The sequence below is a fragment of the Microcoleus sp. LAD1_D3 genome (assembly GCF_036702135.1).
Classification (GTDB): domain Bacteria; phylum Cyanobacteriota; class Cyanobacteriia; order Cyanobacteriales; family Microcoleaceae; genus Microcoleus.
This window is the reverse complement of the sequence record NZ_JAUBSB010000027.1, coordinates 23,279-35,817: the sequence shown is the minus strand read 5'-3', so window position 1 is coordinate 35,817 and position 12,539 is coordinate 23,279. Positions and strand designations below refer to the sequence as shown.

General features: G+C 45.5%; 9 protein-coding genes and 2 pseudogenes. 5 read left to right on the top strand and 6 right to left on the bottom strand.

What is annotated here, in order from left to right; translation table 11 throughout:
- Positions 1 to 202: 202 nt before the first annotated feature.
- Positions 203 to 472 carry a hypothetical protein gene (locus QUA74_RS16705; RefSeq protein WP_333331048.1) on the top strand — a complete coding sequence of 90 codons (270 nt, stop codon included), beginning with the start codon at positions 203 to 205 and terminating at the stop codon, positions 470 to 472.
- 106 nt (positions 473 to 578) lie between these two features.
- Here QUA74_RS16705 and QUA74_RS16700 read toward each other — a convergent pair whose 3' ends face one another.
- Positions 579 to 953, bottom strand: coding sequence for a hypothetical protein (locus QUA74_RS16700; protein ID WP_333331045.1), 375 nt, complete (start codon positions 951 to 953; stop codon positions 579 to 581).
- A 371-nt stretch (positions 954 to 1,324) separates the two neighbouring features.
- On the opposite strand from QUA74_RS16700, the gene QUA74_RS16695 reads away from it, so the two are divergent.
- The gene (locus QUA74_RS16695; protein WP_333331042.1) at positions 1,325 to 1,894 is read left to right on the top strand and encodes a Uma2 family endonuclease; all 570 of its coding nucleotides are present in this window, start codon (positions 1,325 to 1,327) and stop codon (positions 1,892 to 1,894) included.
- 7 nt (positions 1,895 to 1,901) lie between these two features.
- Here the strand turns inward: QUA74_RS16695 and ruvC are convergent, their stop codons facing one another.
- Positions 1,902 to 2,435 (bottom strand): crossover junction endodeoxyribonuclease RuvC, encoded by a 534-nt coding sequence (gene ruvC / locus QUA74_RS16690; protein WP_333331039.1) that lies wholly within the window; start codon positions 2,433 to 2,435, stop codon positions 1,902 to 1,904.
- Positions 2,436 to 2,530: 95 nt separating this feature from the next.
- Entirely contained in the window at positions 2,531 to 3,646 is a 1,116-nt protein-coding gene (gene bchI / locus QUA74_RS16685; RefSeq protein ID WP_333331036.1) for a magnesium chelatase ATPase subunit I, read from the bottom strand.
- Positions 3,647 to 5,052: 1,406 nt separating this feature from the next.
- On the opposite strand from bchI, the gene QUA74_RS16680 reads away from it, so the two are divergent.
- From QUA74_RS16680 to QUA74_RS16670, 3 genes and pseudogenes are all read left to right on the top strand, one after another.
- Positions 5,053 to 7,935 carry a DUF4114 domain-containing protein gene (locus tag QUA74_RS16680; RefSeq protein ID WP_333331034.1) on the top strand — a complete coding sequence of 961 codons (2,883 nt, stop codon included), beginning with the start codon at positions 5,053 to 5,055 and terminating at the stop codon, positions 7,933 to 7,935.
- Between the two features lie 40 nt (positions 7,936 to 7,975).
- Positions 7,976 to 8,425 carry a helix-turn-helix domain-containing protein gene (locus QUA74_RS16675; RefSeq protein WP_333331031.1) on the top strand — a complete coding sequence of 150 codons (450 nt, stop codon included), beginning with the start codon at positions 7,976 to 7,978 and terminating at the stop codon, positions 8,423 to 8,425.
- A 207-nt stretch (positions 8,426 to 8,632) separates the two neighbouring features.
- A pseudogene (locus QUA74_RS16670) lies at positions 8,633 to 9,037 on the top strand (transposase); the annotation flags it as partial.
- On the opposite strand, the gene QUA74_RS16665 reads toward QUA74_RS16670, so the two are convergent.
- The 3 genes and pseudogenes from QUA74_RS16665 to QUA74_RS16655 form a co-directional block, all read right to left on the bottom strand.
- The gene (locus QUA74_RS16665) at positions 9,032 to 9,310 is read right to left on the bottom strand and encodes a DUF4926 domain-containing protein (protein WP_333331029.1); all 279 of its coding nucleotides are present in this window, start codon (positions 9,308 to 9,310) and stop codon (positions 9,032 to 9,034) included. The pseudogene QUA74_RS16670 and the gene QUA74_RS16665 sit on opposite strands and share 6 nt — an antisense overlap.
- Before the next feature lie 8 nt (positions 9,311 to 9,318).
- Positions 9,319 to 9,660, bottom strand: a pseudogene (locus tag QUA74_RS16660) (DUF6883 domain-containing protein).
- 116 nt (positions 9,661 to 9,776) lie between these two features.
- Positions 9,777 to 12,302, bottom strand: coding sequence for an EAL domain-containing protein (locus tag QUA74_RS16655; protein WP_333331026.1), 2,526 nt, complete (start codon positions 12,300 to 12,302; stop codon positions 9,777 to 9,779).
- Positions 12,303 to 12,539: the final 237 nt, after the last annotated feature.

The window sequence follows — 12,539 nt, the reverse complement described above, 5'->3', positions numbered from 1 at the left end:
CCTTGAATAGTAGGGTGCTCTTCGGCGCACCTTACCTCGACTAAACTAGCATTGAGAAACTTAAGATTTTCTTTAAGCTTCTGTCTATTCCTGACTGAATGGAGTTTCTAGAGTAAAAACGGGGATCGCTTATTCGATCGCGTGATTGACAGGAATCAGTTAAGCGTAATAATAAATTATTTACTGTATAGGTCCTCCCAAAATGAATCCAGAACGCCAAGAGGCTTATTTGAACTTAATCGAGCGAGTGCTTACCTGTCCCAACGGCCAAGAACCAGAAGTTTTGAGTTCCTGTTCCCATTTAATTGATGCGGGATTTGTGCAAATGCTAATCCAGATATCGGCTTCAATGGCCCGCGAAGGTGACGAAGATACTGCCAATTTTTTAGTGCAACTTGCTCGTTTGCTGGGGAAATCTTTGGGTTTGTCGCCGGATTTGAGGCCGGCTGGGTACAGTAGTGCAAAGGGGTAGAGAAAAAGTGCGATCGCCTCGTTGTATCATGTTTTGAGAAATGGAGGCGATTCCCTACCCTTCTGGATAGCTTTGCTTCACCTAATTTTTAAATGCAGCTATGGCTTTACAGTTTATATTCGAGAGGCTCGCAAAACTCATTCACCCCAGTTTTAAATACATAAATAATTACCGAAGTCACCAAAATATCAGGGCAAATTTTTGCTGCAACTAAATCTCTAAATGCTGCATTCAATTGTCCGTTAGTCAACTCTTCTTTCACCTCGGATTTGCAGATAGCAACGCGGCATCTTTTTGCCAATCCGTCTAACCAATTTTCTGATATATTCGGTTCTTGTCCGGCTTGAATTGCTAGAGATATCGATGCATCTTCGATGTTACCTTCGCAATCTTCGATTGCGTCGAGGGCTTTTAAGGCTTCGGGATATTCGGCTAATTGCGAGCGAAATTGGGCAATTTGTTGGGAGGTAATAATCACCATATTATTTTCCTGTGTACTCTGCTGGCGGGATTAGTTTAGCAATTAAAGTGGATATTATAGCATTTTTTTGAGTGAGGGTGGAATTGGGCGATCGCACTTAATGACATTTTTCACTAATCTTTTGGACATCGTAATAGTTCGCCTGGGGTTTAAACAAGTGTCAAAACTTAAGTATTCTTGCAGAGGACTGATGTTAAATGCGATCGATCTCTGGCATTTGCGCCCTAGTCCGCCTGGGGTTTAAACCCCTCTCAAAGCTTAAGTGCTATTGCATAGGACTGATGTTAAATTCGATTAGTTTCGTCGGTCATTGACAAAAAGTGGCGCTAAAGTAGGTTTGCAGAACTCATATTTGTAGGGAGTTAGGAAAAATGACAACCATTACTTTAAACTTAGAGACTGTCGAACTAACAGACGAACAGTTTTACCGTTTATGCCAGATGAATCGAGATTGGCAATTTGAACGGACACCTAAAGGAGAAATCATTATTATGTCACCCGTAGGCGGAGTCAGCGGCAATCGAAAAGCCTATTTAATTACAGATTTGGGCTTGTGGAACCGTAAAACGCAGCTAGGGAGAGTGTTTAGTTCTTCCACAATTTTTCGCTTGCCTAATAATGGCGATCGAGCTCCAGACGCCGCTTGGGTTAGCTTAGAAAGATGGTCTGCTTTAACAGCAGAAGAACAAGAGAAATTTCCGCCAATTTGTCCTGATTTTGTCATAGAATTGCGATCGCGCCCAGACCCGCTGCGGCCGCTTCAGGAGAAAATGCAGGAGTATCTAAACAGCGGTTTACGCTTGGGTTGGTTAATTAATCCTCTAGACGAAAAAGTGGAGATTTATCGCCCTTCTCGCGAAGTAGAGATTGTACAATTTCCTGTAAGTTTATCGGGAGAAGATGTCTTGCCCGGATTTGTGCTTAATTTGCCGATGATTTGATATTGCATCAAACTTTTCCTGTTTCCAACTGTATTTTCTTCGGACAAATATCATCATCGTACCAACCAGTCAAAGCCACCGCCAAAGCATCGGCCGCATCGTCGGGTTTCGGAATATAACCCAACTCCAACTCCCGCGCCACGGCCTCTTGCACTTCGGATTTATCCGCATTACCGCGGCCGGTCAAAGCTTGCTTAATTTGAGCCGGCGTAAACTCGAATAACGGCACTCCACACTGCGCCAATACTAGGGTCAAAACGCCCCGCGCTTGCGCTACAAGTATGGTATTTCCCATCTTGTAAAAGAACAGTTTTTCGGCAATTGCTATATCAGGTTTAATCTGTTCAATTACCTGGTGCAAATCGTCGTAAATTGTTTTCAATCGCTGTCCCATTTCCTGTTTTGGCGTTGTTTGTATGACGCCGCAATCAATCATGGAAACGCTGTTTTTATCTTGGTTGCCGGGGACAATTTGACAGGAGATTGCCCCGTAGCCAAGATTTGCTAAGCCCGGATCTAATCCTAAAATTCGTTTTTCCATGGCCAGAATTAGTAATTGGAACTGGGGAATTAGGTATGAAAATTTGGGAAGGTTTCATCACCAACAATTACCCATTTCCAATTACCAATTACCAATTACCCCTCAGTTGTTTCTAGGCCGAATACCCGATCGAACACTTTAGTCACTTTATACCCCGAATCTATTGATTCTAGCGGATCTTTCCGCAACCGGTGCCGCAAACACAGAGTCATCACCCGGCGAATATCGTCCACAGTCACCTCTGTGCGGCATTCCAACGCCGTGAAAGCTTTCGCAGCCCGATTCGTCACCAAATCGCCCCGCAGCCCGTCTACGTCCAATTCCGCGCAAACTTGGGAGATTTTTACACGCAACTCTCGATCGATAGTTACCGATTTCAATCTTTCCTGGGCTTCCACCAACTTCTGCTGCATCTCATCTTGTTCGTGCTGATATTTCGCGAGAAACTCCGGCGGATTTTGGTCAAAACTCGATCGCTGTTCGACAATTTCCACTCTTAAATTCGGGTCTTTCACAGTCCGAATTTCTGCGTGCATCCCGAATCTGTCGAGCAACTGCGGCCGCAATTCTCCTTCTTCTGGATTCCCGGAACCGATTAAAATAAACTTAGCCGGGTGGCGGATCGAAATGCCTTCTCTTTCAACAGTATTCCAACCGCTGGCGGCCGAGTCGAGCAAAACATCGACTAAATGATCGTCGAGCAAATTGACTTCATCAACGTACAGAATGCCGCGGTTAGCTTTAGCTAAAAGCCCGGGTTCAAAAGCTTTAACTCCTTCTGACAAAGCTTTCTCGATGTCGATCGTACCGCAAACTCGGTCTTCGGTAGCGCCCAAAGGTAAATCTACCATTTGGACTTTTTTGCGGGCGATTTTAATGTCAGTTTGAGATAAAGTGCGATCGCGCACCTCATCACTCATCAAATCTGGATCGCTGGGATGACTGTTAAAAGGATCGTCAGCCACCACCTCAATTTCCGGCAGCAAATCAGTGAGGGCGCGGATTGTGGTAGATTTACCAGTACCTCGATCGCCCATAATCATCACCCCGCCAATTTTGGGATCGATGACATTCAACAGCAGCGCCAGTTTCATCTCCTCCTGGCCAACAATTGCAGTGAAGGGAAAAACAGCGCGGCGGGCTGCGGTAGCGGTAACGGTTGGTAGAGCGCCCGCATTTAGGGTATTGCTGACTTCGGCAGTAGGACTCACAGGATAACTCAAAATATAATAATTGCTTGTTTATTGTAGGGGATAAGGGATTGTCTGGGGCGATCGCAGTTGTAGGATGCCCGCGGAGCACTGAGCCCCTTCAACACTTAAGCGCAACTAAGATTTGCTGCATTTACATTGTAGATTTGTAGATTTGGGTAGATTTGGGCGGGCTCTCCTGCCCACCCCACAATAGTTTGAACCAAAATCACCAGGTACATTAAATGTAGGTAGCGCCTTCAACACTCAAGCGCAACTAAGCTTTTCTCGATCGCGACTTACGCATCAAAACCAAAGAAACCGGGTTTTTTGCCGTTTCTGCGGTTTGTAACGAAATATTGTCGCAAAAAAAACCCGGTTTCTGACCACCGATGCGTTCAGGAGTATTTATTTGAATTGCAGCTTTGGGCGGGTTCTCCTGCCCACCCCACAATAGTTTCAGTCAACTGAACCAGTAAGTTAAATGCGGGGTGGCTTTGAATTTTTGGGCAATCGGCAACCCAACTGTAAACTAATGTAACGATTTCCCGCGATTCGCATAAAAACCTCAAGTTCCCCCAGATAGATAATTAAGAGCGCTTTGCTCGCAAAGTGCTGTAACTTTGGGCGATCGGGCAACGCTAATGTAAACTTATGTAACAATTTTCCCGAATTTGCATAAAACCCTCAAGTTCCGCCAGATATATATTTGAGTCCACTTTGAAGCAATTTTTTTTCATGGTAGTTAGTCCAAGACGCAGAAACAACGTATTTCTATCATTATTCGCTGTGCTACGTAATCGCAACCCTTTGTTTTTAGCGGTTCTTGCGTCTAGGACTGGTAGTATAGCTGTCGATCGACGATTAAGGAGCTTTAAAGTAATCGTCATTAAATTCGGTTTAAAGGAGTTTTAAGTAATGTCATAAAGTCCTGTTTCTTTGATACTTTACACAAAGTTAACAAATCTTCTGCATTGGGGATGCTTTACATCTGCCGTGCTTTGCTAACAGTCTGGTGGGCAATAGCGCTAATACTTTATTAGTGCTTAATTTCTATGGTTTTTGGCTCTTTCACAGTCATCCTACCAAAAATTATATTGGCGATCGTAAAGTTCCTGTAAAGTCTTTAATGTAAAAAAATCCGTATTCCTACGTATTGCTTTTTTTGTTTCTAATAATATAAAAACGAGGTGAAATTTGGATTAAAATCTGACACCTTGGCAAATATCACTAAAGCTTCTTCACAAATAAATGCAATACTTCCCTGCTTCGTTGAAACACTAAACAAGCAGTCTTGAAAGTTTACCTTTTGAGGAAAATTTCAGGTGGCTCGAAATGCTCAAAAACGCACCGGAGAAAACATAAAAACATAATAAGGCGATCGCTTCTCAACAACTGATTTAACCAACTATTTTTCAGGGGTACAAATGGCTGAACTTAACATCTGGGCATTGGCTGACGGCAAAACCTACACAGGTAGTGTTGGCGCTACAAATATCTACGACCTGTACAAATTTAACATCAACAGTCCGGGAAGTTTCCAATTTTCGATCGACGGTTTGAGCGGGAATGCCGACGTATTTCTGTTAAACTCTAGTGGTGCAACACTTTACAGTTCCACCAACGCGGGAACCGATGCAGAAACAATTAGTGTTGACAGCTTACTAGCCGGAGACTATACAGTCAAAGTTTTGCAAATCACTGGCGACATCAAATATACGCTGAATTTAGCACCAACTAGCACTCAAAAAGCCTCCGACGCAGACACCCTCACAGGTGCAACATCAGATTCTCCACTTCCCTCAAACAGCGCCGCAACTTCGGAAAAACCCACTGCAAACAAAGATGTAATTACAGGAACTCCTGTAGATGAAAAGACTGTCACCGCAGAAACAACATCAACAACTACCGACAAACCAGTCACTACAGACTCCGCAACAACTCTCACATCTGAACCGGAAAAACCTGTAGCAACGACTGAATCTGCCGCAGAAACATCAACAACTACCGACAAACCAGTCACTACAGACTCCGAAACAACTCTCACATCTGAACCAGAAAAACCTGTAGCAACGAGTGAATATGCGGCAGAAACAACATCAACAACTACCGACAAACCAGTCACTACAGACTCCGAAACAAGTCTCACATCTGAACCCAAAAAACCTGTAGCAACGAGTGAATATGCGGCAGAAACAACAACAACTACAGACAAACCAGTCACTACAGACTCCGAAACAGCTCTCACATCTGAACCAGAAAAACCTGTAGCAACGAGTGAATATGCGGCAGAAACAACAACAACTACAGACAAACCACTCACTACAGACTCCGAAACAACTCTCACATCTGAACCGGAAAAACCTGTAGCAACGAGTGAATATGCTAGCGAAAAACTGCCAAGTGAAGAGACTACATCTCCACCAGACAAACCACCAACCGATTCGGCAATTTCAACCGCCGAAAAACCCAGCGAAACTGCTGCCACAAACAATCCAAATAGCACAGCCGCCGCCAAAACAGATGCAGTTGCAGGCGAAACAGTTGCCACTCAAGAACCAAAAACAGGCGAAACTTTAGTTGCTATTTCCCCAGATGCCAGCCAGCCAGGGGACGAAACAAATACTGACACTAGCAACGGGGAAGAAACAGAGAAAGAGAATTCAACTACTACCGTAGCAACAACTGAAACCCAAAAAGAACCAGAACAGACTACGGACCAAAAGTTAATTTCTCCCTTTAGATCGGGGGTATTTACTACCGATCAAACTGGTCGAATCAGTATAGACTACACGTTTGATGGTGGGATGTTCCAAGGTGAGTTAGCTATTTTCAGTTTAGACGATTTAGACAAATTTGAACCAGGTTCGGAAGCATTCATTAAAGAAGTAGCGGCGCGTTCCTTAAGTAACTCTGTGAAAGGTCATGTAGTCATTAATGATGCTACAGAAGGTGCGCGGTTTTCCGGTTTGTTAGGAGAGAGTAATGCCAACGAAGGAGTCTACTTAGAAGTCAAGAGTTTTGCCGTAACTGCTGGGGGTAAATATGGGGTGATGTTGGTACCCAACGGTAGTGTAAAGTCTGTGTATGATAATCCGACTGTTGGCGGCGATCAACGTCCTTTATTTTCTATGGCAATGGCGAATCCTGTGGAGGGATTTCACTTTGGTCAAATTGCCGATGTCACGGGAGAAGGCAATACCTTTGTCATGGAGGATATGCGGTTAGATTCGGGGAGTGATAGGGATTATAACGATATCATTTTCCAAGTGCGGGGTGCGACTGGAAGAGCTGCCAAATTAGATGAGTTAATTGCTCCAGGTAAAGATTGGCGTGGTTCGGACTTAGGAAAAGAGGTGATTTCTTACATCACAAAGCCTGTTGATATTGACCCGATCGTCCCGACACCGACACCGGCACCAACGCCAACACCAACACCGATCGAGCCGCCTGTAGATATTGACCCGATCGTCCCGACACCGACACCAACACCGGCACCAACGCCAACACCAACACTGATCGAGCCGCCTGTTGATGTTGACCCGATCGTCCCGACGCCGACACCAGCGCCAACACCAACACCAGCACCGATCGAGCCGCCTGTTGATATTGACCCGATCGTCCCGACGCCGACACCAACACCGATCGAGCCGCCTGTTGATGTTGACCCGATCGTCCCGACGCCAACACCAACACCGATCGAGCCACCTGTTGATATTGACCCGATCGTCCCGACACCAACACCAACACCAGCGCCAACACCAGCGCCAACACCGATCGAGCCGCCTGTTGATGTTGACCCGATCGTCCCGACACCGACCCCAACACCAGCACCAACACCGATCGAGCCGCCTGTTGATGTCGATCCGATCGTCCCGACACCGACGCCAACACCAGCACCAACACCGATCGAGCCACCTGTTGATATTGAGCTGAGTGTCATAGAGGAAAAATTTGTCGATTTGTGGGTTACGGAAGATACCCAAATAAACAAGTCAGAAGATGATTCTCATATCTCAGATGTGGTGTCAGAAGATGAGGTCATTAATATTTGGGATATAAAACGGGAAATAGATCCTTCCTGGGAAGAATTGGGTTTAGTCGGTGCTTCACCATCGCCCTCTTCAAACCGCGCTCCAGTAGTCACTGCTTATAACCAAACGGTTAATCCGGGTGCGAGTATCAGTCCTAGTTTCTATGTGAGTGACCCCGATGGTAATAGCATTACCCAATATGTGTTCAACGACCAAAACACCAGCAGCACTAGCGGTTACTTCACTCTCAATGGTGTTAATACCAATTCACTATGAAGGTACACTAAATGTAGGCTAAAAGTAGAGGAGATGCAATATGGCCAACAAATTTAAGGTAGAAATCCAGGAAACGGTTGAGGAACTAGAGCATCGACTCAAACGGGCTATAACCGCAGTAAGTAAAGAAAAGTTACTGCTATTATACTGGATTGCCACCAAAAAAATCAAAACAAGAGAAGAATTAGCCACGATGCTGAAGCGAGACGAATCAACAATATATCGTTGGTTAAGAGCTTACAAACAAGGTGGAATTACCTCATTACTCACCGTTAAAAAAGCTCCCGGGAAGACTCCACATATACCACCCGAAGTTAGAGAAAAGTTAATCAAAAAACTGCAAGAACCAGAGGGGGAAACAAGTTATGGCAAATTACAGATATGGCTCGAAAAAGAATGCGGTATCAAAGTGAGCTATAAAGTCGTACATGACCTAGTTCATTATAAATTAAAATCTTACCTCTTGCGTCCCAAGACCCCAAAGCAATAAGGTGAACGAAGTTGCACAGACAAATTTCAAAAAAAAACTGTGGGAGATTATCAAAGTAATGATTAAATATTTCGGAACAGGACAGCCTGTAAGGATATGGTGTCAGGACGAGAGTAGATTTGGATTGATTACTATGCGCCGGGCAGGATGATTACATTGAAGGGGATAAAACCAGTAGGCAAAAAACAATAGAAGCGAGGAAACTTCTATGTTTATGGAGTTGTAGAGCCATCAACAGGTGAACAATATTATCAAGAATTTTCTCAGCTCAATCACAACTGCTTTCAAGAGTTTTTAAATGGATTTGCTCAAAAATACTCAGACTATTTCAATCTAATTATCATGGATAATGGTAGCTTTCATAAAGCTCTGTTATTAGACTGGCATGACCATGTAATGCCAATATATTTACCTGCCTATAGTCCTGAATTGAATCCGATTCAAAGATTGTGGCAACATACAAAAAAAGACCTCAATTGGGAAAATTATTCGAGTTTAGATAAACTCAAAGAACAGGTAGATATAATTATCAAATCTCTCACGAATGAAGAAGTTTTATCTCTCTGTGGTTGGGACTATATCGTTGAAGCTATATTAAGTGCAGGTTCATAGTGAATTGGTATGACGTTCATCAGACAAACGTTCAACCATCGCAGCTAATAGCTCAGATACAGACAACCAACGCCTTTCTTGCGCCTTCCAAACAACTAAAAACTGCTCGGTAGACAGAGTACACAAAGCTATCGTTTCGCCACAGCGATCGCTAAATTCTACCTCGTAATTTCCATCATCATAACAATCTACTATTGCCCCTCTAACACCCTGGTGCAAATTAGATTCAGGCAATGTTACTAACAATTCGACTACATCCAATAATTCTGGCACGATCGTCCTTACCTCCGAACGAATAGTGTTACCAGTCTCGCCCCATTACTACGCGGTTCTACGATCCAACCTGTACGGACAATCCCCTGCTGTCCCTGTGCGCCCACAATTTCCAAGTCTACAGTATCGCGCTGTCCGTGTTTGTCGTTTAGTCCTAAAACTGCTTCAGCATCAAGAGTTTTAGCTGAAATCTGTGCTAACACCAATTCATAGTTTTCTTGGCTAAATCATCAACGACGCTGAAATATTACAGCTTTATCGCTACCGACTGGATTATCTAAATTAAGAGCATACTCTGTTAATTTTCGAGGATCGATAACGAGATGACTGACAAGTTCTTTCAGCTTCATGTTTGTTTAGATAACACTAATTTTAGCATCCAACAGGTTAAAGAGCTGTTTTGGGAACCTGATCGACTTTCAATTTTAGCTCTAACGTACAATAACTAATAACTAATAACCCACAACTACCACTGCGGCAGAGAAGCCATCAAAGCAGTCGCAGCCTCGCTCGGTAACGGCTTAGCAAAAAAATAACCCTGACCATATTCGCAGCCGATCGACCTCAACTTAGCTAATTGTGCCGCCGTCTCCACACCCTCAGCAATCACATCCATCCCCAAAGCGTGAGCCAGCGCCACAATCGTCCGCACGATCGCCACATTCTCCCCCTCGCTTTCGAGCTCCATCCGCCCCACAAACGACTTATCAACCTTCAAAGTATCCGTAGGAAACCGACTCAAATAACTCAACGACGAATAACCAGTGCCAAAATCATCAATTCCCAACTTGACATTTAACGCTTTCATCTGCTTCAAAACCGCGATCGCCGACTCCACATCATCCATCACCACACTCTCAGTAATCTCCAACTTCAAACTCTCGGCACTCAAACCCGTTGTTTCCAAAATCACCTTCAGGCGATCGACCAAATCCGGCTGAGCAAACTGCTTGCCAGATAAATTTACACTCATAATCAAAGGTCGATCGAAATCAAACATTCCCTCCCAAAGCCCCAACTGCCGACAAGCCTCCTCCAACACCCACTCACCCAGCGGCACAATTGCCCCCGTTTCCTCAGCCACCGGAATAAACTTCATCGGTGGAATCAAACCTCGCAGCGGATGTTGCCAACGCACCAAAGCCTCAAACCCAATAATCTTACCGCTTGCCAAAGATACAAACGGCTGGTAGTGCAGCAAAAACTCCCGACGCTTGAGGGCCATCCGCAAATCCGTCTCCAACTGCAACCTCTCCACCGCCAAATCGTGCATCGAAGCATTAAACACCTGATACCTTCCCGTTCCCAAAGCCTTCGCCCGGTACATCGCCGTGTGGGCGTCCCGCAGCAAGTGTTCCGGCTGTTCCCTGACATTAGCAGCGGGTTCGCCCCCGATGGCAATCCCGATGCTCGCAGTGACAAACACCTCCTGGCCCTTCAACTCAAAAGGTACAATTAAAGCTTTGTGAATTCGATCGGCCAAATTCACCGCACTGTCAACATCAATATTCCTCACCAAAATCGCAAAATCGTCGCCCCCCACCCGCGCCACAGTATCCCCGGAGCCAATAATCGCCCTCAACCGCAGCACCACCGCCATCAGCAGTTCATCCCCCACCAAATGACCCAAAGAATCATTAATCACCTTAAACCTGTCTAAATCCAAAAACAGCACCGCAAACAGATAGCTGCGCCGGCCCCTAGTATTGGCGATCATCGCCCGCCCCAGGCAATCCACGAACAAATCCCGGTTCGGCAAACCCGTTAGAGAGTCGTGAAAAGCATCGTAAAGCTTCCTGTAAGCACTGACACCCACACCAGTCACCACCAAACCCAAAGTCGGCGACACCAGCGGCACCCACCCACCCCAAATAAAAATCCCACAACTAATCCCCAACAGCCCCATCAATGCAGCACCCCCAGCCAATCCTGCCCTCACAGGGTGCTGAATCCGCCAAGCCAAAACCCCGCCCACCAACGCCCAAGCACCGTTCCACAAAATTTCCGCCCATTCGGGCCACACCCAAAATAGCGATCGCCCATCCAAAACCGCACTCAATATTTGGCTGAGCATTTGCGCGTGCAGCAACACCCCCGGCATTTTCGGACTTTGCTTTTTAACCGGGCTGTAGGGCGTCAAAAACAAATCTCTGGTACTCGGTGCCGTCGTCCCGATCAGCACAATCTTGTCCTTAACCCAGCTTGGGTCAATTTCTCCCTTCAATACCTGCCTGATACTGACTTGTCGCGCCACATCCTTACCAGAACGGTATTTGAGCAAAATTTGGTAGCCTTTGGCGTCGAGATTTGCATAGCCCCCGCTGTCAGCAGTTAAAGGCACAAATTCTGCCTTTCCCCAGTTGATTTGGTGGGGATGAACAGGGCTATTTTCCGGCTGCACTCTGTCTTTGAGATACAACAAAGCCACTTGCACAGAAAAAGAGAAAGCAGTATTCTTCTGTGCTTGGGAGACTGAGAGCAAATTGCGGCGTACAACGCCATCAGGATCGAGCACGAAGTCGTTAAAACCGACCCGATCGGGCGGTATCCCCGGGGGCGCACCCACTCCCTGACTTTCTGAATCGCTCAATTTATAGATCGCCACCACATTCGGTGCTTTCAGCCCGGCCAGCAATTCTTGGTGTCCCGGTGCTTGAGGCAAATCCCGGTACAAGTCCAAACCGATGACTTTTGGCTGATACTTTTGCAGTTTTGTCAAGGTTTGAGCGATCGCACCGTCGGAAATCGGAAATCTCCCCAAAGCTTGAATATCGGCCTCAGAAATTGCCACTACCAGCAGCCGCGGATCGGGGCCCGGATCTGGCTGCAAGCGCACTAACGAGTCAAAACTCCCCAATTCCAAGCTTTGCAGGCCTCCCAACTGCCGAACTCCCATATTCAGCAGCGTTACAGTCACGCCCGCAAGCATTGCAGGCAAAATCCTGACCCGTCGGTTTTGATAACTCAGGTCGAAGCCAGTTGCGACAGACATGACATATCGAAGATTTCGAGAGAATTTGGCAGTCACAGAAAAAATATGTCGGTGCAAATTAGCTTTGCAGTCTGTTCTTACAGAATTGAGCTTAATATGAGATTGAATGTAATTTTTTCAGAACTTGTGCCACAACCGAGTTTCTTTAAGCTAATTACTCGATTTGGCAAAGTATTTCTCGAATGGGAACCGGGTTTTTGAAGATTTGCTGACAAATCCTGTCTTTCATTCCTTGTT

What these genes read in the sequence shown, in the direction of transcription:
- QUA74_RS16680 (WP_333331034.1), top strand. Translation starts at nt 5,053, where the DNA reads ATGGCTGAACTTAACATCTGGGCATTGGCTGACGGCAAAACCTACACA.
- QUA74_RS16655 (WP_333331026.1), bottom strand. Translation starts at nt 12,302, where the DNA reads ATGTCTGTCGCAACTGGCTTCGACCTGAGTTATCAAAACCGACGGGTC.
- QUA74_RS16675 (WP_333331031.1), top strand. Translation starts at nt 7,976, where the DNA reads ATGGCCAACAAATTTAAGGTAGAAATCCAGGAAACGGTTGAGGAACTA.
- QUA74_RS16700 (WP_333331045.1), bottom strand. Translation starts at nt 953, where the DNA reads ATGGTGATTATTACCTCCCAACAAATTGCCCAATTTCGCTCGCAATTA.
- ruvC (WP_333331039.1), bottom strand. Translation starts at nt 2,435, where the DNA reads ATGGAAAAACGAATTTTAGGATTAGATCCGGGCTTAGCAAATCTTGGC.
- QUA74_RS16705 (WP_333331048.1), top strand. Translation starts at nt 203, where the DNA reads ATGAATCCAGAACGCCAAGAGGCTTATTTGAACTTAATCGAGCGAGTG.
- QUA74_RS16695 (WP_333331042.1), top strand. Translation starts at nt 1,325, where the DNA reads ATGACAACCATTACTTTAAACTTAGAGACTGTCGAACTAACAGACGAA.